We start from the raw sequence: 20525 nt of genomic DNA on the forward strand, positions 1-20525 counted from the left end.
GGGCGCCGCACGGGACATCCCGTGGCAGCCATCTCGGAAGGAAGCCATGCGAATCAAGCTCGTCATGCCCATCGTCGTCACGGCCCTCGTGTCGGTGGGGCTCGTCGCCCCGGCCGACGCGCAGGAGTCCGCGTCCAGCAGCAGCGTCGGGACTGTTCACCGGTCCGACGACCTCGCGCGGAAGTCTCGCGGCAACCAGCGGATCGACGTCTGGGACTGGAACCTCACCGGAGCCGGGTCCGACCCCAACGGCGTCAACAACGGAGGCAGCGCAGTGGCCCTGACTCCCCTCAAGAACCAGCTCAACGCGGCCGGCGGCGGTGATCGACCCGACGTGATCACCCTGCAGGAGGTCTGCCAGAACCAGCTCAACGACGCGGCGCCCTATCTCGACACGCTCGGCTACTGGGTCGGTTGGCGCCAGAGCCGGAGCCAGTCCCGGTGCGAGAACCAGGCGCCCGGCGCAGGGACGGCCATGTACGACGTGATCGCCGTGCCGAAGGCGTACTCGCCGACGGGCTACAACTACGTCAAGAACGACATCGGTGACGGCATGGCGTGTGCGCTCTTCACCAAGACCAAGACGATCATCGCCTGCTCGACGCAGATCTCCGGGGGCGACGAGGCCTACCGTGCCAAGACCACCTACCGGATGCTCCAGGACGAGATCATCCCGTGGACGGGCTTCGGCTGGGGCGTCGTGATCGCCGGTGACTTCAACACCTCGCCGGGCAACTCGCCCATGGACAACATGTACGACTCGACGGTGCCGGGTGCGCGTGGTCGGCTGTTCGACGCCGACATGTCGTGCGGCACGTGCCGCGACGGCGTCTGGACCAACGACGCACGCGGCACCCTCGGCAAGCGGAAGATCGACTACGTCTTCTACTCCAAGAACGTGTTCGCCCGCACCAGCTTCCGCGCCGAGCTGGACTACAAGGAGCAGTACTCCAACCACAAGTTCTACAAGGCCAGCTCGGCCTTCAAGTAGACGGTCGCTTGGTCCGCGCGGTGGCCGGCGCGCCGCGCGGATCCTCGGGCCAGGAGTGCTTGGGGTAGCGCCCGCGCAGGTCGGCACGCACGCCCGGATAGCCGTTGTCCCAGAAGGACTCCAGGTCGGCGGTGACGGCAGCCGGGCGTCGGGCGGGGGAGAGCAGGTGCAGCAGGAGCGGGACCCGGCCACCGGCCAGGGCCGGGACCGCAGTCCAGCCGAAGACCTCCTGGAGGCGTACGGCGAGGACCGGCTGTTCCTGCGAGTAGTCGATGCGCACCGTCGACCCGCTCGGCACCTGCACGCGCTCGGGGGCCAGGTCGTCGAGCCGGCCCGCTTCCTGCCACGGCACCATCGCCCGCAGGGCGGCGCTCACGTCGATCCGGCGGAGGTCCTGCGCCGAGCGGACCCGCGCCAGCTGCAGTCCGAGCCAGGTGTGGAGGCCCTCGGTCAGTGCCGCGTCGCTGACGTCGGGCCACGGGTCGCCGATCGCGCGGTGCAGGAAGTCGAGTCGCGCACGCAACGCCGTGGCCGCCTCCGTCCAGGACAGCAGCGCGATGCCCTCGGTCGTCATCGCTTCCCGGATCGCGATGCTCACCGCCTGCACGGGCGGATCGGTGAGCGGGGTCGAGCTGAGCTCGATCGCGCCGAGCAGCGTCCGCCGGCGAGCCACCACGCGCCCGTCGGTCCAGGCGACCTCGTCCGCCTCGGTCCAGAGCGACCCCGCCGCCTCCAGCGCGAGGTCCTCGGTGAGCGGGGCTGCCGCGCGGATCCGGGCCTCGCGGTCTCCCGGCCGCCGGTGCGCGTCACCGACCGCGAGCCACTCCAATCCGGCCAGCGGGCCGGGGGCGCGCGGGTCGAGCGCCGCGCCGGTCCCGGACGCCATCAGGTAGCTCGACGTGCCGGACCGCTTGCGGGCGATCCGGTCCGGATGGGCCAGGGCCACCACGAGGCCGACGGCCACGTCGTCGGTGAGGGGACGGGTGTGCTCCGACGTGGTGCCCTGCCCGGCCACGACCTGCTCGAGCCGGGTGACCTGCTGGCGCCACGACCTCGCTCGCTGGTCGGTACGCAGCGACCGGAGGGCAGCGACCAGGTCTCCACCGGGAGCGCGCACGTCCTCGCTCAGCATCGCGACCACCTCCGCGGCTCGCCCGGCCCCGACGAGACCGGCCCCGTCGAGGAGGGCACGCGCCAGCCGGGGGTCGGCCGGCACGCCGGCGATCACCCGGCCCCGCGCGGTGGCCCTCCCGTCGTCGGTCATCGCACCCAGGCCCACCAGCACCTCCCTCGCCGCCGACAGTGCGTGCGCCGGCGGCTGGTCGAGCAGCGCCAGGTCGCGGGCGTCGGTGCTGCCCCAGCACGCCACCTCCAGGGCGAACGCCGTGAGGTCGGCGGTCGCGATCTCGGGCTCCGGGTGGGCGGCGAGGTGCGTGTGCTCCGCCTCGGACCAGCACCGCAGCACGGTGCCCGGCCCCAGCCTTCCGGACCGTCCCGCCCGCTGCTCGGCCGCGGCCCGGCTCACCGCGACGGTCACCAGGGAGGCCAGCCCGCGGCGGTGATCGGTGCGCGGCTCGCGGGAGAAGCCGGCGTCCACCACGATGCGCACGCCCGGCACGGTCAGCGACGACTCGGCGACGGCGGTCGAGACGACCACCCGTCGGCGCGGCCCCTCGCTGAGTGCGCGATCCTGTTGGGCGCCGGACAGCCGTCCGTGCAGCGCGTGCACGTCCGCGTCGACGCCGGCCAGGCGCCGTACGGTCGCGTCGACCTCCGCGACGCCCGGCACGAAGACGAGGACGTCGCCCTCGTGGTCGGTCAGCGCGCGACGGACGGTCCCTGCCACGTGGTCGTGGAAGGCCGGGGTGATGCCCCGGTCGTCCGTGCGGCGGACCCCCGCAGGCGGCGGGCACCACACCGACCGGACCGGGTGGAGGGCGCCCGGGACTCGGATGACCGGGGTGTCGCGCCCGAGCAGCGCGGCCGTCCGTTCGGCCTCGATGGTGGCCGACATCGCCACCAGGGACAGGTCCTCGCGCAGGTTGGCCCGGACGTCGACGAGGAGGGCCAGGGTCAGGTCGGCGTCGAGGTGGCGCTCGTGCACCTCGTCGAGCACGACGGCTCCGACGCCGGCCAGCTCGGGGTCGTGCTGGATGCGCCGGAGCAGCAGGCCGGTCGTGACCACTTCGACACGCGTACGCCGACTGGTGCGCCGGTCCCCACGGACGGAGTGCCCCACGGTCTCGCCCACCGGTTCGCCGAGCAGGTGCGCCAGCCGACGGGCGGCGGCGCGGGCGGCGATGCGGCTGGGCTGCGTGACCACGACCCGTCCGTCGACGACCTCGGCGACCGCGGGCGGGACCAGGGTCGTCTTGCCCGTGCCGGGTGGTGCCTGGACCACCGCGACTCCCGATGTGCGCAGCGCCTCGGCGAGAGCGGGCAGGCCGGCAGTGACCGGGAGGTCGGGCGGCGCAGCGAGCAGGTTGCGCAGCGGGTCGGACACTCGAGCAGTGTGCCTGACCTGGTGTTTCCCTACGGAGTGGGCGGGTCTTCGTCGAGGGTGAGGGCGGCGCCGTTGATGCACCAGCGCTGGCCGGTGGTCGCCGGGCCGTCGCGGAAGACGTGGCCCAGGTGGCCGCCGCAGTTGGCGCACGTGGCTTCGCGGCGCGGGAACAGCAGCTTGAAGTCGGTGCGGACCACCACGGCATCGCGAGTCGCCCGGTCCGAGAAGCTGGGCCAGCCCGTCCCGGAGTCGAACTGGTCCTCCGCCCGGAACAGCTCGGCGTCACAGCCCACGCACCGGTAGACGCCGTCCCGGTCGGCCGACGGGTGCTCGTAGGGGCTGGCCCCGGGAGCCTCCGTGCCCGCCCGACGGAGCACGCGGTAGGCCTCGGGGCTCAGGCTCGCCTGCCACTCGGCGTCCGTGCGCACCACGGAAGGCTCGGGTCGTGGCCGGCGGGTGAACATGCCGCCAGCGTAGGCACCGGGTCCTGAGGCCCCGTCAGCCCTGACGGTGCCCGTCCACGATCGCCTCGATCGTCGTCCGAGCCGGGGTGGCCGGGCGACCCAGCAGCCGTTCGAGCGTCGGGTCGGCGACCGCGAACTCACCGCGCCGCGCGGCACGGAACATCCCCAGGGTGAAGTCGGCTGCCGGGGCGGGAAGGCCGCCAGCGATGGCCGACGACCTCCACTCGTCGTCGTCCACGACCACGCGCCTGATCGGGCGACCGGTGACCTCGCCGACGATGCGGGCGACGTCCGCGAAGTCGAGCTGCTCGGAGCCCGTGAGGGGCGGGGAGACGCCGTCGAGCGCGCCCTCCCGGGTCAGCGCGATGGCGTCCACCTCCGCGAGGTCGGCGTGCGCAGTCCAGGAGAACGGTCCGTCCTCGGGCAGTCGCAGCTCCCCGGTCTCGAGCGCGGCCGGGAGGTAGATCTCGAAGGTGCTGGCGTAGAAACCGTGCCGCAGTGCGGTCCAGGCGATGGTCTGCTCGGCGAGGACCGCCTCGGTGGCGGCGTGCTGGAGCTGGGCGGGGAACAGCGAGGTGGCGGAGGAGGCCTGGTGGCTCGTGTAGAGCACGCGGCTGGCCCCGGCGCGCACCGCCGCCTCGATGGCCGCCCGGTTCGCCTCGCCCGCCCCCGGCCCTCGGATGGCGGCCGACACCACGAGCACCTGGTCGGCGCCCTCGAAGGCGTGGTCGAGGCTGGCGGGGTCGGTGAAGTCCCCGGCGCGGACGCGGACTCCGCGTGACGCCAGGGCCTCGGCCTTGCCGACGTCGCGGACGCTGACGCCCACCTGCTCGGCCGGCACACGGTCGAGCAGGTGGGAGACGACCTGGGATCCGAGGCGGCCGGTGCCGCCGGTGACGATGATCATGCTGCTCCTCGGGATCGATGCTTCGAGATCGAGGCTAGCAGCGATTCGGACCAATGGAAGCGTCACGGTGATATCGTTGATCCATGGCCTCACCCACTGATGTCGTGGCTGTGTCCACGCGGTCGAAGATCGTCGACGCCGCGGCGCTCCTGCTGCGCGAGGGCGGCGCCGACGCCGTCACCACGCGCGCGGTCGCGACCGCCGCGGGCGTGCCCGCACCGACGATCTTCCGGGTGTTCGGCGACAAGGACGGCCTGATGGACGCGGTCGCCGAGCACGTCATGACGACCTACGTCGCCACCAAGGCCGAGCGTGCGTCCCGCGAGGACGGCGACCCGGTCGACGACCTCCGTCGGGCGTGGCGTTCCCACATCGACTTCGGGCTGGCCAACCCCGATCTCTTCGTCCTGCTCAGCACCCCTGGTCGCCACTCCCGGTCGCCCGCCAGCGCCGCCGGCGCCACGGTGCTCGAAGCCCGTGTGCGCCGCGTGGCGGAGGCCGGCCTGCTGACGGCACCCGAGGCCCACGTCGTCGGCCTCATCCACGCCGCCGGCACCGGCGCCGTGCTGTCGCTGCTGCAGCAGCCGGCGGACCGCCGCGACGACTCACTGCCCGATGCCATGCTCGAGGCGGTCCTCCGCACGGTCCTGACCACGACCCCGGCCCCCTCGACCTCACACCTGGCCCCACTGGCGATTGCCTTCCGGACGGCCGTCCCCGACCTGCCCGGCCTCACCGGTGGAGAGCGTCAGCTCCTCGGGGAGTGGGTGGACCGCACCATCGCCGAGATCCCCTGACGGGTCAGCGCCCACTGGGTGACCGTCCTCGCCGGGGTCCAGCCGGTGAAGGTGCCGACGGGGGCGGCGGTCTCGACGCTGATGCGGGTGAGCTCCCCGCCGTGCTGGTCGTACGCCGCGGCGAGCAGCGTCTCGGTCTCGAGCGTCACGCCGTGCACGACGATGCGGCCGCCCGGCTTCAGCGAGGCGAGGCACGCGTCGAGCAGGCCGGGCGCGGTCGCGCCGCCGCCGACGAAGATCGCGTCGGGGGCCTCGAGGTCGGCGAGGGCCTCGGGCGCTCGGCCGGTGACGACCTGAAGCGTTGGTACGCCGAGGTGCGCGGCGTTCGTCGAGATGCGCCGCGCGCGCTCGGGGTCGGACTCGACGGCGATCGTCCGGCAGGAGGGGTGGGCGCGCATCCACTCGATACCGACCGACCCGGCGCCGGCCCCGACGTCCCACAGCAGCTCGCCGGGGGTGGGCGCGAGCCGGGCCAGCGCCGAGGCGCGGAGGTCACGCTTGGTGAGCTGGCCGTCGTGGTCGAAGGCGTCGTCGGGGAGCCCGGCGGTCCAGCCGTGAACACGCGGGCCGACCAGCTCGACGGCGAGGACGTTGAGGCGCGGACCGCCGTAGGTCCAGTCGCGGGCGAGTCCCGTCGCGTGCGACTCGGTCGGGGCGCCGAGATCGCCGAGGACGTGCAGCACACTGTCGCCGTACCCCGCGTCCGTCAGGCGACCCGCGACGTCGCCGGGGGTGTGCTCGTGCGCTGAGAGGATCAGCAGGCGGCGGCCGGGGGCGAGCTCGCGCAGGATCAGGGCCGGATCCTCAGCCACCAGGCTCAGAGCCGTGGACGACTCCGCCGACCAGCGCAGGCGGGCGCGGGCGAGCGCGATCGACGAGACGGCCGGGTGGACGACGACGCGGTCGGGTCCGAGGAGCTCGATCAGCGTCGTGCCGATCCCCGAGACGAGCGGGTCGCCGGACGCGAGCGCGACCACCCGCTGTCCGTCCATCCCGGCGAGGAAGTCGGGCAGCCCCGCGCGCAACGGTGACGGCCAGGGCAGCCGCAGCTGTCCCGCGACCTCGGGCAGGAGGGCGAGGTGGCGTCGGCCGCCGAGGACGGTCTCCGCGTCGAGCACGAGGGCACGAAGCGTCTCCGGCATCCCGGCCCAGCCGTCCGCGCCGACGCCGACCACGGTCACGACGGCAGGGGCCGGTGGAGATGGTGGACGGGTCGTGTCTGGCACGAGGCCGCACGCTATCGTCACCGCAGGCACGAGGTGCCCCGAGGACCACCCGGTCCGAGGGGAGAATCTGGGAAGCCGGTGAGACTCCGGCACAGGCCCGCTGCGGTGAATCAGGCCCTTCGGAGACGAGGGGACCCGACAAGTCCGAAGACCGGCCTCGCGTCCGACCACTGATCGGCACAGCGAGCGGGAGCCTCACATGCCACAGCACTACCCCTTTTCTGCCGTCCTCGGGTGCGAGGCCGACGACCTCGACGACATGGGCCTGGCCCTCGTCCTCACCACGATCGCCCCGGAGATCGGTGGCGTGCTGGTGCGCGGCGAGAAGGGCACGGCCAAGTCGACCACCGTCCGCGCGCTCGCGGCCGTGCTGCCGCCGGTCTCGGTGTACGCCGACGACCGGTTCTCCATCGACCCGGCCGACCCGGCCTCGACGTCGCCCGACGGCCCCTTCGACGCCGACGCCGAGGTGCTGACCCGCTCCGTGCGGCTCGTCGAGCTGCCGGTCGGCGCCACCGAGGACCGCGTGCTCGGGTCGCTGCACCTCGAGAAGGCGCTGTCGCAGGGCGCGGTGGAGTACGAGCCCGGCCTCCTCGCCCGGTCGCACCGCGGGATCCTGTACGTCGACGAGGTCAACCTGCTCCACGACCACCTCGTCGACCTGCTGCTCGACGCCGCCGCGATGGGTCGCGTCACGATCGAGCGCGACGGCGTCTCGGTCGAGCACGCCGCGCGCTTCGTGCTGATCGGCACCATGAACCCCGAGGAGGGCGAGCTGCGCCCGCAGCTCCTCGACCGGTTCGGCCTCACGGTCGAGGTGGCCGCGCCCCGCGAGCCTGCGCTGCGCGCCGAGGTCGTACGCCGCCGGATGGCCTTCGACCTCGACCCGGCCGGCTTCGGCGACCGCTACCGAGACCTCGACCGGGCCCTCACCGAGCGTGTGTCGACCGCCCGCGACCACCTCCCGAAGGTCCGCCTCGGCGAGGCCGCGCTGCTCAAGATCGCCGAGGTCTGCGCCGCCTTCGAGGTCGATGGACTGCGGGCGGACATCGTGACCGCCCGCACCGCCGTCGCGCACGCCGCCTGGCAGGGCCGCGACGAGGTCACCCGCGCCGACATCCGCCGGGCCGCCCTGCTGTCGCTGCCGCACCGCCGCCGGCGCAACCCGTTCGACGCCCCCGGGCTCGACGAGGACCTGCTCGACCAGCTGCTCGGCGACGACGAGCTGCCGCCCGAGCCGCCCGAGGGACCAGCTCCCGACGACGAGCCCGACGACGAGCTCGGACCTGAGTCCGCAGGGGACTCAGGTCCCAGCGAGCCCGACCTCGGACCTGAGTCCGGGGAGGACTCAGGTCCCAGCGAGGGGCCCAGCGAGCCCCCGTCGGACCCGGGACGTCAGGAGGATCGAGCGCCCGAACAGCCAGAACCCATGACGTCCGGCCCGGGCGGCGACCAGCCCGGCGACGTGGTGAAGGCCGCGGCGGCGTACAAGCCCCGGCTGCTGACCGTCGACGGACTCGGCGAGGGAGCGGCCGGCAAGCGCAGCCGCGCGCTCGCGCGGTCGGGCCGGCGGGTGGGCGCGACCACGGGCGACTCGGGGTCGCTGCACCTGGTCGAGACGCTGATGGCCGCGGCCGGGAAGCAGTCCACACGCGAGCGGGTCGGGACGCGCGTCGCGCTGCGGTCGGACGACCTGCGCGTCGCCGTACGCGAGGGACGCGAGGCCAACCTGGTGCTCTTCTGCGTCGACGCGTCGGGCTCGATGGCCGCGCGCAAGCGGATGACGCAGGTCAAGACGGCCGTCCTGTCGCTGCTGATGGACGCCTACCGCCGCCGCGACAAGGTCGGGCTGATCACCTTCCGCGGCGCCGACGCCGAGCTCGTGCTGCCGCCGACGCACTCGGTCGAGATCGCGGCGCGTCGCCTCGACGAGCTGCCCGCCGGGGGGCGTACGCCGCTGGCCGGGGGTCTCCTCGAGGCGGCCACCGTGCTCCAGCGCGAGCGGCTGCGCGACCCGCGCCTGCGGCCCCTGCTCGTCGTGGTCACCGACGGCCGCGCCACCGACGGCGCCGACGCCGTGGCCAGGTCTCTCCGGGCGGCCGAGCACCTCGCGGGGCTGCGCGTCACGACCGTCGTGGTCGACGGGGAGTCCGGGCCGCTTCGGCTCGGGCTCGCCGTCCGCCTCGCCGAGGTGCTCGGGGCCGAGCACCTCCCGGTCACGGAGGTCACGGCCGAGGCGCTGACGAGCCCGGTCGACCGGACCAGCCCCGTCCGCAGGAGCGCCTGATGCCGAAGGGCCAGCCGGTCGCCGTACCCGACGACGGGCTCACCACCGCCCAGCGCCGCAACCGCCCGCTGATCATGGTCCACACCGGTCCCGGCAAGGGGAAGTCGACCGCCGCCTTCGGGCTCGCGATGCGCGGCTGGAACCAGGGCTTCAGCATCGGGGTCTTCCAGTTCGTGAAGTCGGCCAAGTGGCGCATCGGCGAGCAGACCGTGCTCGAGCGCCTCGGCCGGCTCCACGAGGAGACAGGCGAGGGCGGCCCGGTCGCCTGGCACAAGATGGGCTCCGGCTGGTCCTGGTCGCGCAAGGCCGGCACCGACGATGACCACGCGGCCGACGCTGCCGAGGGCTGGCAGGAGATCAAGCGCGCGCTCGCCGAGGAGCGCCACGACCTCTACGTCCTCGACGAGTTCACCTACCCGATGAAGTGGGGCTGGGTCGACGTCGACGACGTCGTCTCCACGCTGGTCGCCCGGCCCGGCCGCCAGCACGTCGTCATCACCGGGCGCCACGCCGACCCGCGCCTCCTCGACGCCGCCAACCTCGTCACCGAGATGGGCCAGGTCAAGCACCCGATGGAGGTCGGGCAGAAGGGCCAGAAGGGGATCGAGTGGTAGCCCTCCCTGTGTCACTGCCGCGCCTGGTCGTCGCCGCTCCGTCCACCGGGCAGGGCAAGACGACGATCGCCACGGGCCTGCTGGCCGCGTTGCGCGCCGCGGGGCACGAGGTGAGCGGGCACAAGGTCGGGCCCGACTACATCGACCCCGGCTACCACGCGCTCGCCTCCGGACGGCCCGGTCGCAACCTCGACCCGCACCTCGTCGGCGAGGAGCGGATCGTCCCGCTGCTGCTCCACGGCGCGGCCGGCGCCGACGTCGCGGTGATCGAGGGAGTGATGGGTCTCTTCGACGGGCGCCTCGGGACGGGCGGCTTCAGCTCGACCGCCCACGTCGCACGGCTGACCGCCTCTCCCGTCGTGCTGGTGCTCGACATCGCCGGCCAGTCGCGCTCGGTCGCGGCGATCGCGGCCGGCATGGCGGCGTACGACCCCTCCATCGACGTCGTCGGCGTCGTCCTCAACGGCGCGCGGTCCGACCGCAACACCGAGGAGATCCGCGGCGCGCTCGACCTGCCCGTGATCGGGATGCTGCCTCGCGACGAGCAGCTCGCCACGCCCTCGCGCCACCTCGGCCTCGTCACCGCGGCCGAGCGCGAGGAGTCGGTGGCGATGGTCGCCCGACTGGGCGAGCAGGTGGCGAAGTACCTCGACCTCGAGGCGCTGCTCGCGGTCGCCCGGTCGGCGCCCGACCTCGAGGGGGAGGCGTGGGACCCGACCGCGGAGATCAGGCGCTCGACCAGCGGTCAGAGGCCGGTCGTCGCCGTCGCGGGCGGACGCGCCTTCACCTTCCGCTACCCCGAGACCGAGGAGCTGCTCGCGGCGGCCGGCTGCCAGGTGGTCACCTTCGACCCGCTCCTCGACCGCACGCTGCCGGCGGGCACGGGCGGGATCTACCTCGGCGGTGGCTTTCCCGAGGTGTACGCCGCCGAGCTGGCCGCCAACCGGCCGCTGCTCGACGACCTGGCGCGCGCGGTGCGGGCGGGCGTCCCGACCGTCGCGGAGTGCGCCGGGCTGCTCTACCTCGCCGAGACCCTCGACGGCGTGCCGATGGCCGGCGTCCTCCCGACCGCCGCCGCGATGGCCCAGCGCCTGACCCTGCGCTACCCGACGGCCACCGCGACCACCGACTCGCTGCTGACGCGCGTGGGGGAGGAGGTCACCGGCCACGAGTTCCACAAGACCTCGGTCGACCGCGACGGGACGGCGTGGGACATCGACGGGCACGCCACCGGGTTCGCGATCGACACGATCCATGCGTCCTACCTGCACGTGCACTGGGCCGGGCACCCGCAGCTGGCGCAGCGGTTCGCCGACGCGGCCCACGCCGCGACGCCACACGACTCGATCGACCCGCTGCGCCACCACGGCGACACCGAGGTCGACGGGCTGCTCGACTTCGCCGTCAACGTCTTCCCCGAGCCGCGGCCGGCCTGGCTGGACCGTGCGCTCCACGAGTCGCTGGAGAGCGCGGCCTATCCGGACGCGAGGCTCGCGACGACCGCCCTCGAGCGCCACCTGTCCCGCGACGGGGCTGACGTGCTCCCGACCGCCGGCGCCGCCGAGGCCTTCACCCTCGTCGCGCGGCTGCGTGACTGGCAGCACCCGGTCGTCGTGCACCCGCAGTTCACCGAGCCGCACGCCGCGCTGGAGCAGGCCGGGCACCGCGTCCACCCGGTCGTGTGCCGCCCCGACTTCACCCTCGACCCCGACGCGGTCCCCGACGAGGCGGACCTCGTCGTGATCGGCAACCCGACCAACCCGACGGGCGTGCTGCACCCGGCCACGGTGATCGAGGGGCTGCTGCGGCCCGGCCGGGTCGTCGTGGTCGACGAGGCCTTCATGGACGCGGTCCCGGGCGAGGCCGAGTCCCTGGTGCGTGCGCGCCACGACGGGCTCGTCGTTGTCCGCAGCCTCACCAAGCACTGGTCGATCCCGGGGGTTCGGGCGGGGTACGTCGCCGGCGACCCCACCCTCGTCCGCGACCTCGCGCGCCTCCAGACGCCGTGGTCGGTCGCGGGCACCGCCGTCGCCGCGATCGTGGCTTGCACCTCCGAGGACGCCGCCGCCGAGTCGGAGGGACGTGCCCGGGCGATCGGGCGGTGGCGCGACCACCTCGTCGCGGGACTGGGCGAGCGCGGGATCGAGCACGTCCCGTCCAGCGCCCCCTTCGTGCTGGCCCGCCTCGGCGCCGACCGGCTGTTCCTGCGCGAGCAGGGCATCGCCGTACGCCGCTGCGACACGTTCCCCGGGCTCGACCCGACCTGGGCGCGGATCGCCGTGCGACCCGAGCCGACCACCGACCTCCTCCTCGCCGCCCTCGACCGAAGGACCCGACTGTGACCTCCGTCCTGACGACCCCCTCCGCCGACGCCCGGGCCGCGGCGACCGAACGACTCGCCGCGCTCGCGACCCCGCCCGGTGCCCTCGGACGGCTCGGCGACCTCGCGGTGTGGGTCGCGGCCTGTCAGGGCCAGGTGCCGCCGGCGCCGGTCGACTCGGTGCGGCTGGTGATCTTCGCGGGCGACCACGGCGTCGCCGGCCACGGGGTCTCGGCGTTCCCGCCCGCCATCACCGGCGCGATGGTGCGCACCTTCCTGCTCGGCAAGGCCGGCGTGAGCGCGCTGGCCGACGCCCACGGGGTGGCCGTGCGGGTGCTCGACCTCGGCGTCGACGAGGACTTCGCCGACCTCCCCGATGACGTCCGGAGCGCGCTGACTGCGCACAAGGTCCGCCGCGGCAGCGGCGCGATCCATCTCGAGGACGCACTCACCGCCGACGAGACGCACGCTGCGCTCGAGGCCGGCGCGGCGGTCGCGCACGAGGAGATCGCGGCCGGGGCCCAGCTGCTGATCAGCGGCGACATGGGCATCGGCAACACCACCCCTGCGGCCGCGCTCGTGGCCGCCGGGCTGGGCGTCCCGGCGTCCGAGGTGGTGGGCCGCGGGACCGGCATCGACGACGCCGCGCTGCTGCACAAGACGACGGTCATCGACGCCGCCCTGGTCCGTGCCGGCGCTCGCACGGACGACCCGGTCGAGACCCTGGCCGCCCTCGGCAGCGCCGACCTCGCGGCCAGCACCGGGTTCCTGCTCACCGCCGCGCGGGAGGGCGTGCCGGTGCTGCTCGACGGACTGATGAGCGTCGCCTGCGCCCTCACCGCCGACCGGATCGCGCCCGGCGCCGCGCAGTGGTTCGCCGCCGGCCACCGCTCCACCGAGCCCGCCCAGTCGCTCGCCCTCTCCAAGCTCGGGCTCGAACCCCTCCTCGACCTCGGGCTGCGGCTCGGCGAGGGCTCGGGGGCCGTCGCGGCGGTGCCGGTGGTGCGCAGCGCCACCGCCCTGCTGCGCGATGTGGCCCTGCTCTCCGAGCTCGGTGTGTAGGAGAGGAGCTCGATGCTCGCCGACTCCTGGCGGCTCGCGGTCGGGACGCTGACCGCCGTCCCGGTCCGACCGCCGACCACCGTCGACCGGCGGCGGGCCGCCCTGGCGATGGTGCTCGCACCCCTCGCCGTGCTCCCGATCGGTCTCCTCGTCGCCGCGGTCGGTCTGGCCGGTCACGGCCTGGACCTGCCGTCACTCGTCACCGCGCTGCTCGCGATCGGCGCCGCGGTCCTCGGCAACCGCGCGTTCCACCTCGACGGACTCTCCGACACCGTCGACGGGCTGGCCGCGTCGTACGACCGCGAACGCTCGCTCGAGGTGATGAAGTCCGGCACCTCCGGGCCTGCCGGGGTCGTGGCGACCGTCCTGGTCATCGGGCTGCAGGCGGCCGCGGTCGCCTCGCTGCTCTCGGCCTCGTGGCGCGGCGCTGTCGTCGCCGGAGCCGTGGTGTGCCTCTCGCGGGCGGCGCTCGCCGCCTGCTGCATGCGGGGGGTGCCGTCCGCTCGCGAGGACGGGCTCGGAGCGACGTACACCCAGACCGTGCCGGTGTTCGTCTGCCGGCTCGTGTGGCTCGTGACCGGCATCGTGCTGGCGGCCCTCGCGGTGTGGATCGGCCTGCCGTGGTGGCGCGGAGCGGTGGCCGCTCTCGTCGCGCTCGCCGCGGTGATCGTGCTGATCGCCCGGGCCAACCGTCGCTTCGGCGGCGTCACGGGCGACGTCTTCGGGGCGTCCATCGAGCTGGCGCTCGCGGCGATGCTGGTGGCGTTGGCGTGAGGGCACGCGCCGCCGGTCTGCTGCTCGGCTTCGCGGCCGACCGGCTGCTCGGCGACCCGCGCCGCTTCCACCCGGTCGCCGGGTTGGGCACCACTGCGGCCGCGCTGGAGCGCCGGTTGTACGCCGACTCGCGTGCCCGCGGAGTCGCCCACTCCGCCGTCCTGGTCGGCGGGTCCGTGGCCCTCGGGCTCGTGGCCGAGCGTCGGCTGCCCCGGACGCTCACCACGGCGGCCGCGACCTGGGCCGTGCTCGGCGGTCGTTCCCTCGAGCGGGAGGCCCTCGCCGTGCACACCCATCTGGCTGCCGGCGACCTGCCTGCCGCTCGACAGCGCCTGACGCACCTCGTCGGCCGCGAGACCGCCGCACTCGACAAGTCGGAGGTCGCACGAGCGGTCGTGGAGTCGGTCGCGGAGAACACCTCCGACGCCGTGGTCGCGCCGCTGGTGTGGGGCGCACTGCTCGGGGTGCCCGGGCTGCTGGGCTATCGCGCGGCCAACACCCTCGACGCGATGGTCGGGCACCACAACGCGAGGTACGAGCGCTACGGCTGGGCCTCCGCCCGTCTCGACGACCTGCTCAACCTGCCGGGCTCGCGCCTCAGCGGCCTGCTGGTGATGGCGTCCGATCCGCCGAACGCGCGCGCCGCGGCGTACGCCTGGCGACGCGGCGCGTCCGCCCACCCGAGCCCCAACGGGGGAGTGGTCGAGGCGGCGTTCGCGGGCGCGCTGGGCGTCCGGCTGGGCGGCACGAACACCTACTACGGCGACCGCGTCGAGCACCGCGCGGTGTTGGGCGACGGGCGCGCGGTGCGTCCCGACGACATCGTCCGATCCACCGTGCTGGCGCGGCGGACGGGCCTCGGAGCGGCCCTGGTCGCGGCCGTGATTTCGCTCCGTGGCGGGTGGTCCATCCGGCGTCGAAGTCCGCTAGGGTGAGCCGCACGCGTCCATGTGGAAGCCGGTGGGAATCCGGCACAGTCGCGCTACTGTGACACCGCCTCAGCAGCACCGATGAGCGGTGGAGTCAGACCCGCATGGTCGTCCAACCCCATCAAGCAGGGACGCACTGATCCCTGAGGAGGACACATGTCGCACCCCGTTGCGGCGCCGGTCACCGGCGCACCCGCACTCCCCGTCATCCCGCTCCGCGAGCTCGCCCCGTGGGCGCTGTTCTTCGGACTGCTCGGGACGCTGATCCTGTTCTTCGTGAGCGCCGACCAGGGCGCCGTGTCGATCCCCGCGGGCACCGCGGTCCACGAGTGGGTGCACGACGCGCGTCACCTGCTCGGCTACCCCTGCCACTGATGGGCGCCCGCGCCTTCCTGGTCCGCGGACTCCTCGCGGGCCTGCTCGCCGGCCTCGTCACCTTCCTCGTCGCCCACCAGGTCGGGGAGCCGCAGGTCGAGGCCGCCATCTCCCTCGAGGAGAGCGCGGCACCGGCCGCCGCCGACGACGGGCACAGCCACTCCCACGACGACGAGGCCGCCGGCGGCCACAGCCACGGCGACGAGGGTGGGACCGAGATCTCCCGTGGCACCCAGCGCACGTGGGGCCTGCTGACCGGCTCGCTCGCGGTGGGTGTCGCCCTCGGCGGCCTGGTCGCGCTGGTCGCGGCCGGCACCCTCGGTCGCCTCGGTCGGATGCTGCCCGGCCAGTCGACCGCACTGGTCGCCCTGATCGGGTTCGTGTCGGTCGCGTTGGTGCCGTTCCTCAAGTACCCCGCCACCCCGCCCGCCGTGGGGTCCGGCGACACGATCGGTGACCGGACCGGCCTCTACTTCGGGTTCCTGGTCGTCTCCGTGCTCGCGGCCGTGCTCGCGACGTACGGCGGTCTCCGGCTGCGCGAGCGGTTCGGGACGTACGCCGGGGTGGTCGGCGGCGCTGCGGCGTACCTCCTCGTCGTGGTCGTCGCCGGGCAGCTGTTCGCGACGGTCAACGAGGTCGGCGACTTCCCGGCCGACACCCTGTGGTTCTTCCGCCGGTCGTCGCTGATCACGCTCGCCACCTTGTGGGGCGTGCTCGGCGTCGTGCTCACCGGGCTTGTGTCGCGCCTCTACGCGCAGGAGACCGCCGTCGCGCAGCGTCGGGAGCTGGCCGCCAGCCTGTGAGGGGGCAATCCAGGTAAGCAGGTGGATACCAGATCCCGGATATCTGGGGGTCGACCCGGCGAGGTAGGTAACCACCTACCTACCTCGGAGCCATCGGCCGGGAAATCCAGTGATTCGGTATGCACCTGCCAACCGGGGCGGCGGCGAGATCACGGCACGAGGTAGTCGCTGTCGCGCGCGTCGGTGATGGCCATGTGGCCGGGTGCGTGCCCGATCGCGAACGGCGGGCGGGATCGCATGACGGCGGCCTGCGGCGTGACGCCGCACGCCCAGAAGACCGGCACCTCGCCCGACCGCACCTCGACCGGGTCACCGAAGTCGGGGGCGTCGAGGTCGCGGATGCCGAGCGCGGCGGGGTCGCCCACGTGCACCGGCGCGCCGTGGACGGCGGGGTAGCGGGAGGTCACCCGCACCGCGTCGGCGACCTGCCCGGCGGGGACGGGTCGCATCGAGACCACCAGCGGACCCGACAGTGAGCCCGCGGGCCGGCACTCGACGGAGGTGCTGTACATCGGGACGTTGCTGCCGGCCTCGTGGTGCCGCACCGGCACGCCCGCCTCCAGCAGCGCCGCCTCGAAGGTGAAGCTGCACCCGACCAGGAACGCGACCAGGTCCTCGCGCCACAGGTCGGTCACGTCGTCGACCTCGGCCACCAGCTCCCCGTGCTCGTAGATGCGATAGCCGGGCAGGTCGGTGCGCAGGTCGCCGGAGAACAGCGGGCTGCTCGTCGCGCCCGGCTCGGTGACGTCGAGGACCGGGCACGGCTTGGGGTTGCGCTGCGCGAAGAGCAGGAACTCGTAGGCCAGGTCGCGCGGCAGCGCGATCAGGTTGGCCTGGGTCCAGCCGGCCGACCAGCCGGCGGTGGGCTCCTTCACGCCGGACCGGAACCGGGCCCGAGCCTCGTCGGGGGTCAGGAGTGCGGACATGTCGTGCTCACCTCGCGTGTGGGGTCGGAGTGCTGCGTCGGAATCGGAGCTGCTGGCCCGGTCGCGCCTGCGCGGCGAGGCCGAGGTCGGCGCCGACCACGACACCGATGACGGGGTAGCCGCCGGTCACCGGGTGGTCGGCCAGGAAGAGCGTGGGCTGTCCCGAGGGCGGCACCTGCAGGGCGCCGGGGACCATCCCCTCGCTCGGGAGCTCGCCGTCGCGGGCCCGATCGAGCACCGCTCCGGACAGTCGCATCCCGACCCGGTTGCTGTCGGAGGTGACGTCGTACGGCGAGGAGAGCAGCGTCTCGAGCGCGTCCTGCGTGAACCAGTCGGCGCGCGGCCCCGGCACGACCCGCAGCGAGACCTCGCCGGTCGCGGGTCGGCGGACCGCCGCCACGTCGACCCCGGGGACCGGGCCGCGGGCGGCGCCGATCGCCAGCACATCACCGGACGATAGGGGGTCGGGTCCCAGGCCGGCCATCGTGTCGGTGGACCGCGAGCCCAGCACGGGCGCGACGTCGATGCCGCCGCGGACGGCGAGGTAGCTGCGCAGTCCCGACTCCGGCGCCTCGAGGCGCAGCTCGGCACCGTCGGGCACGAACACGGCGGCGTACGGCGAGACCTGCCGCCCGTCGATGTGCATGGGGCAGGGGGCGCCCGTCAGGGCCACCGTCGCGCCGCCCGACGAGCGCACGGCCAGCCCGCCGAAGGTGACCTCGAGAGAGGCCGCACCCTCCTCGTTGCCGACCAGGCGGTTGGCCAGCCGCAGCGCGTCGCGGTCGGCGGCGCCGGACCGCCCGACGCCGAGGGAGGCCAGGCCGGGACGACCGAGGTCCTGCACGGTGGCGAGCGGACCGGTGGCGAGCACGTCGAAGGAGCCCATCACGCCTCCACGAACCGGACGCGCGCGCCGGGCACGAGCAGGGCCGGCGGATCGCGGTCGAGGTCCCAGGCGCGGAGGCTGGTGTGGCCGATGAGCTGCCATCCGCCCGGGGACTCCCGCGGGTAGACGCCGGCGAACTCGCCGGCCAGCGCGACCGCGCCGGCGGGGACCTTGGTGCGCGGGTTGCTGCGCCGGGGCACGTGGAGGCGCTCGTCCGTGCCGACGAGGTAGCCGAAGCCGGGAGCGAAGCCGCAGAACGCGACCGTCCACTCCTGCCCGGTGTGCGCCTCGACGACGCCGCGCTCGCCGAGCCCGGTCAGCTCGGCCACCTCGGCGAGGTCCTCGCCGTCGTAGGTCACCGGCACCTCGACGAGGCCGGCGTCGGGACGGGTGCCGCGCTGCGGACGGGTCGCACGGACGGCACGCTCGACCTCGGCCACGTCGGTGAGGGCCGGGTCGATGGTCAGCATCAACGTGCGGGCGGCGGGCACGAGGTCGACGACGCCCGGGGGAGGGGCGTCGACGAGCTCCGCGTAGAGGGCGAGCACCTCGTCGAGGTCGGCGAGCTCGACGAGCAGGCCGGCGTCCGCGCAGCGCAGGGTCCTCATCGGGCCCCCCTCACGCCGGTCCACCCACGAACGGCGCGACCTCGACACCGGTGTCGCGCAGCGCGGCCTTCACACGGCCGGCCATCTCCACGGCGCCGGGGCTGTCGCCGTGGACGCACAGCGACGCGGCCCGGACCTCGACGATGGTGCCGTCGACGGCCTCGACCGAGCCCTCGGTCGCCATCCGCACGCACCGTCGAGCGACGGCGTCGGCGTCGTGGAGCACGGCACCGGGCTCACGCCGAGAGACCAGCGTGGCCTCGGGGGTGTACGCGCGGTCGGCGAAGGCCTCCGGGACGGTGGTCAGGCCGGCGTCCGCGGCGAGGGCGAGGAAGACCGATCCGGGCAGGCCCAGGACGGGGAGGGTGGGGTCGTAGCGGAGCACGGCCTCGACCACCGCCGCGGCCTGCGCCTCGTGGTGGACGATCGCGTTGTAGAGGGCACCGTGCGGCTTGACGTACTGCACGCGGGTGCCGGCCACGCGGGCGAACGCCTCGAGGGCGCCGACCTGGTAGAGCACGTCGTTGGTCAGGTCGGCGGGCACCATGTCGATGAACCGGCGGCCGAAGCCGGCGAGGTCGTGGTAGCCGACCTGGGCGCCGATCACCACGCCACGCTCTGCCGCCCGCTCGCAGACGTGCCGCAGCGACGTCGGGTCGCCGGCGTGGAAGCCGCACGCGACGTTGGCGCTGGTCACCAGGTCGAGCAGGGCGTCGTCGTCGCCGAGGGTCCAGGCGCCGTACCCCTCCCCGAGGTCGGCGTTGAGGTCGATCCGCACCGTGCCGTCCGACATGGTCACCACAGGTCCTTGATGCCGCCGAGCGACTCGTAGCCGAGGTAGACGGTCAGCGCCCAGACGAGGACGCCGATGACGAGCAGCCACCGCGGGTAGCGGTAGCCGCCGAGCAGGTCCTGCCAGCGGCGGGCCGCGACCCAGAGGATCACCGCGAGGCCGACGGGGAGGATCAGCCCGTTGAGTGCGCCGGCGAGCACCAACAGGGTGACGGGCGCCTTGCCGAGGGCCAGGAAGAGGGCCGTGCAGACGGCGATGAAGCCGACCACCGCGAAGTTGCGACGACGGTCGTTGCCCTTGAGGAGCCCGGAGAGGAAGGAGACGGAGGTGTAGGACGCCCCGATCACCGAGGTGATGCTGGCGGCCCACAGGATGACGCCGAAGACCCGGACGCCGACGTCGCCGAGGGCGCTCTGGAACGCCGAGGCCGGCGGGTTGTCGGCGGCCAGCACGGCGCCACCGGTGACAACGCCGAGGACGGCGAGGAACAGCAGCACCCGCATGACGCCGGTGACCAGGATGCCGGTGATGCTGCCGCGGCTGATCTGGGCGACCTGGTCGGGTCCGGTGATGCCGGAGTCGACGATGCGGTGCGCGCCGGCGTAGGTGATGTAACCACCGACCGTCCCGCCGATGAGGGTGGTGATGATCAGGAAGTCGATGTCGTCGGGCAGCACGCTCTGCTTGAGGGCCTGGCCGACCGGCGGGTCGGAGACGATCGCGGTGTAGAGCACCATCGCGATCATCAGGACGCCCAGCACGACGACGATGCGGTCCATCGCGACGCCCGCGCGCTTGCTCAGGAAGATCCCGATCGCGACCAGCGCCGAGATCGCGCCGCCGAGCTTCACGTCCATGCCGAACATCGCGTTCATGCCCAGCGCCGTGCCACCGATGTTGCCGATGTTGAAGACCAGGCCGCCGAGCACCACGAGTGCCGCCAGGACGTACCCCGCGCCGGGGGCGACCTTGTTGGCCAGGTCCTGAGCGTGCAGGCCGGAGACGCCGATGACGCGCCAGACGTTCAGCTGCACGGCGATGTCGACCAGGATCGAGACGACGATCGCGAAGGCGAACGCGGCGCCGAGCTGGTCGGTGAACACCGTGGTCTGGGTGATGAAGCCCGGTCCGATGGCGCTGGTGGCCATCAGGAACATGGCGCCGACGAGTGCTCCGCGCGTCGCTCTCGCCGTCGTGTTCGTCTCGGTCTGCACGGTCGGGTGGTCGTCCATGGGTGAGTCCTCCACTGCTGGCTGCTGG

At 73.9% G+C, this 20525-nt stretch carries 19 protein-coding genes and 1 riboswitch; of the genes, 10 read left to right on the forward strand and 9 right to left on the reverse strand.

What is annotated here, in order from left to right:
* Nucleotides 1–46: 46 nt before the first annotated feature.
* Nucleotides 47–991, forward strand: a complete 945-nt coding sequence (locus C7S10_RS13745; RefSeq protein WP_108345024.1) for an endonuclease/exonuclease/phosphatase family protein — start codon at nucleotides 47–49, stop codon at nucleotides 989–991.
* Here C7S10_RS13745 and hrpB read toward each other — a convergent pair.
* The 3 genes from hrpB to C7S10_RS13760 all read right to left on the reverse strand — a co-directional run bounded on the left by hrpB (nucleotide 984) and on the right by C7S10_RS13760 (nucleotide 4865).
* Nucleotides 984–3494, reverse strand: coding sequence for an ATP-dependent helicase HrpB (gene hrpB, locus C7S10_RS13750; protein ID WP_243395373.1), 2511 nt, complete (start codon nucleotides 3492–3494; stop codon nucleotides 984–986). The two genes, C7S10_RS13745 and hrpB, sit on opposite strands and share 8 nt — an antisense overlap.
* A 29-nt stretch (nucleotides 3495–3523) precedes the next feature.
* Entirely contained in the window at nucleotides 3524–3922 is a 399-nt protein-coding gene (msrB, locus tag C7S10_RS13755) for a peptide-methionine (R)-S-oxide reductase MsrB (RefSeq protein ID WP_243395374.1), read from the reverse strand.
* Between the two features lie 70 nt (nucleotides 3923–3992).
* A complete protein-coding gene (locus C7S10_RS13760; protein ID WP_108345026.1) occupies nucleotides 3993–4865 on the reverse strand; it encodes an SDR family oxidoreductase in 873 nt (290 codons plus the stop codon).
* An 83-nt stretch (nucleotides 4866–4948) separates the two neighbouring features.
* Here C7S10_RS13760 and C7S10_RS13765 point away from each other — a divergent pair, with 83 nt between their 5' ends.
* Complete coding sequence (locus tag C7S10_RS13765; RefSeq protein ID WP_108345027.1) at nucleotides 4949–5662, forward strand: TetR/AcrR family transcriptional regulator; 714 nt, start codon at nucleotides 4949–4951, stop codon at nucleotides 5660–5662.
* Here the strand turns inward: C7S10_RS13765 and cbiE are convergent.
* Entirely contained in the window at nucleotides 5614–6843 is a 1230-nt protein-coding gene (gene cbiE, locus C7S10_RS13770; RefSeq protein WP_243395375.1) for a precorrin-6y C5,15-methyltransferase (decarboxylating) subunit CbiE, read from the reverse strand. The genes C7S10_RS13765 and cbiE overlap by 49 nt on opposite strands.
* A 59-nt stretch (nucleotides 6844–6902) precedes the next feature.
* A riboswitch (cobalamin riboswitch) is annotated at nucleotides 6903–7062 on the forward strand.
* Between the two features lie 25 nt (nucleotides 7063–7087).
* On the opposite strand from cbiE, the gene C7S10_RS13775 reads away from it, so the two are divergent.
* The 8 genes from C7S10_RS13775 to C7S10_RS13810 all read left to right on the forward strand — a co-directional run bounded on the left by C7S10_RS13775 (nucleotide 7088) and on the right by C7S10_RS13810 (nucleotide 16052).
* Entirely contained in the window at nucleotides 7088–9175 is a 2088-nt protein-coding gene (locus C7S10_RS13775; RefSeq protein ID WP_243395376.1) for a VWA domain-containing protein, read from the forward strand.
* A complete protein-coding gene (gene cobO / locus C7S10_RS13780; RefSeq protein ID WP_108345028.1) occupies nucleotides 9175–9789 on the forward strand; it encodes a cob(I)yrinic acid a,c-diamide adenosyltransferase in 615 nt (204 codons plus the stop codon). Before C7S10_RS13775 ends, cobO begins: the two co-directional genes overlap by 1 nt.
* A gap of 8 nt (nucleotides 9790–9797) precedes the next feature.
* Nucleotides 9798–12131: a bifunctional hydrogenobyrinic acid a,c-diamide synthase/histidinol phosphate aminotransferase CobBC gene (cobBC, locus tag C7S10_RS13785; protein ID WP_207769382.1), complete on the forward strand. Its 2334-nt coding sequence runs from the start codon at nucleotides 9798–9800 to the stop codon at nucleotides 12129–12131.
* Nucleotides 12128–13171, forward strand: a complete 1044-nt coding sequence (gene cobT / locus C7S10_RS13790; RefSeq protein WP_243395377.1) for a nicotinate-nucleotide--dimethylbenzimidazole phosphoribosyltransferase — start codon at nucleotides 12128–12130, stop codon at nucleotides 13169–13171. The genes cobBC and cobT overlap by 4 nt, the downstream gene beginning before the upstream one ends.
* Before the next feature lie 12 nt (nucleotides 13172–13183).
* A complete protein-coding gene (locus C7S10_RS13795; protein WP_108345030.1) occupies nucleotides 13184–13945 on the forward strand; it encodes an adenosylcobinamide-GDP ribazoletransferase in 762 nt (253 codons plus the stop codon).
* The gene (locus C7S10_RS13800) at nucleotides 13942–14880 is read left to right on the forward strand and encodes a cobalamin biosynthesis protein (protein ID WP_165807152.1); all 939 of its coding nucleotides are present in this window, start codon (nucleotides 13942–13944) and stop codon (nucleotides 14878–14880) included. Before C7S10_RS13795 ends, C7S10_RS13800 begins: the two co-directional genes overlap by 4 nt.
* Before the next feature lie 150 nt (nucleotides 14881–15030).
* A complete protein-coding gene (locus C7S10_RS13805) occupies nucleotides 15031–15249 on the forward strand; it encodes a CbtB domain-containing protein (protein ID WP_108345031.1) in 219 nt (72 codons plus the stop codon).
* The gene (locus C7S10_RS13810; RefSeq protein ID WP_108345032.1) at nucleotides 15249–16052 is read left to right on the forward strand and encodes a CbtA family protein; all 804 of its coding nucleotides are present in this window, start codon (nucleotides 15249–15251) and stop codon (nucleotides 16050–16052) included. Before C7S10_RS13805 ends, C7S10_RS13810 begins: the two co-directional genes overlap by 1 nt.
* Before the next feature lie 149 nt (nucleotides 16053–16201).
* Here C7S10_RS13810 and C7S10_RS13815 read toward each other — a convergent pair whose 3' ends face one another.
* Genes C7S10_RS13815 through C7S10_RS13835 form a run of 5 tightly spaced genes read right to left on the reverse strand, consistent with a single transcriptional unit; the run spans nucleotide 16202 to nucleotide 20497 of the window.
* Nucleotides 16202–16978, reverse strand: a complete 777-nt coding sequence (locus C7S10_RS13815) for a putative hydro-lyase (RefSeq protein ID WP_207769383.1) — start codon at nucleotides 16976–16978, stop codon at nucleotides 16202–16204.
* 7 nt (nucleotides 16979–16985) lie between these two features.
* Nucleotides 16986–17864: a 5-oxoprolinase subunit C family protein gene (locus tag C7S10_RS13820; RefSeq protein ID WP_108345033.1), complete on the reverse strand. Its 879-nt coding sequence runs from the start codon at nucleotides 17862–17864 to the stop codon at nucleotides 16986–16988.
* A complete protein-coding gene (gene pxpB, locus C7S10_RS13825) occupies nucleotides 17864–18472 on the reverse strand; it encodes a 5-oxoprolinase subunit PxpB (protein WP_108345034.1) in 609 nt (202 codons plus the stop codon). Before pxpB ends, C7S10_RS13820 begins: the two co-directional genes overlap by 1 nt.
* A 10-nt stretch (nucleotides 18473–18482) precedes the next feature.
* A complete protein-coding gene (locus C7S10_RS13830; RefSeq protein WP_108345035.1) occupies nucleotides 18483–19265 on the reverse strand; it encodes a LamB/YcsF family protein in 783 nt (260 codons plus the stop codon).
* 2 nt (nucleotides 19266–19267) lie between these two features.
* Nucleotides 19268–20497: an NRAMP family divalent metal transporter gene (locus C7S10_RS13835; protein ID WP_108345036.1), complete on the reverse strand. Its 1230-nt coding sequence runs from the start codon at nucleotides 20495–20497 to the stop codon at nucleotides 19268–19270.
* Between the last annotated feature and the right edge of the window lie 28 nt (nucleotides 20498–20525).

Source organism: Nocardioides currus (assembly GCF_003057875.1).
In the GTDB taxonomy this organism is placed as follows: Bacteria; Actinomycetota; Actinomycetes; order Propionibacteriales; family Nocardioidaceae; genus Nocardioides; species Nocardioides currus.

What these genes read in the sequence shown, in the direction of transcription:
- C7S10_RS13745 (WP_108345024.1), top strand. Translation starts at nt 47, where the DNA reads ATGCGAATCAAGCTCGTCATGCCCATCGTCGTCACGGCCCTCGTGTCG.
- C7S10_RS13760 (WP_108345026.1), bottom strand. Translation starts at nt 4,865, where the DNA reads ATGATCATCGTCACCGGCGGCACCGGCCGCCTCGGATCCCAGGTCGTC.
- C7S10_RS13765 (WP_108345027.1), top strand. Translation starts at nt 4,949, where the DNA reads ATGGCCTCACCCACTGATGTCGTGGCTGTGTCCACGCGGTCGAAGATC.
- C7S10_RS13775 (WP_243395376.1), top strand. Translation starts at nt 7,088, where the DNA reads ATGCCACAGCACTACCCCTTTTCTGCCGTCCTCGGGTGCGAGGCCGAC.
- cobO (WP_108345028.1), top strand. Translation starts at nt 9,175, where the DNA reads ATGCCGAAGGGCCAGCCGGTCGCCGTACCCGACGACGGGCTCACCACC.
- C7S10_RS13795 (WP_108345030.1), top strand. Translation starts at nt 13,184, where the DNA reads ATGCTCGCCGACTCCTGGCGGCTCGCGGTCGGGACGCTGACCGCCGTC.
- C7S10_RS13805 (WP_108345031.1), top strand. Translation starts at nt 15,031, where the DNA reads ATGTCGCACCCCGTTGCGGCGCCGGTCACCGGCGCACCCGCACTCCCC.
- C7S10_RS13810 (WP_108345032.1), top strand. Translation starts at nt 15,249, where the DNA reads ATGGGCGCCCGCGCCTTCCTGGTCCGCGGACTCCTCGCGGGCCTGCTC.
- C7S10_RS13815 (WP_207769383.1), bottom strand. Translation starts at nt 16,978, where the DNA reads ATGTCCGCACTCCTGACCCCCGACGAGGCTCGGGCCCGGTTCCGGTCC.
- C7S10_RS13820 (WP_108345033.1), bottom strand. Translation starts at nt 17,864, where the DNA reads ATGGGCTCCTTCGACGTGCTCGCCACCGGTCCGCTCGCCACCGTGCAG.
- pxpB (WP_108345034.1), bottom strand. Translation starts at nt 18,472, where the DNA reads ATGAGGACCCTGCGCTGCGCGGACGCCGGCCTGCTCGTCGAGCTCGCC.
- C7S10_RS13830 (WP_108345035.1), bottom strand. Translation starts at nt 19,265, where the DNA reads ATGTCGGACGGCACGGTGCGGATCGACCTCAACGCCGACCTCGGGGAG.
- C7S10_RS13835 (WP_108345036.1), bottom strand. Translation starts at nt 20,497, where the DNA reads ATGGACGACCACCCGACCGTGCAGACCGAGACGAACACGACGGCGAGA.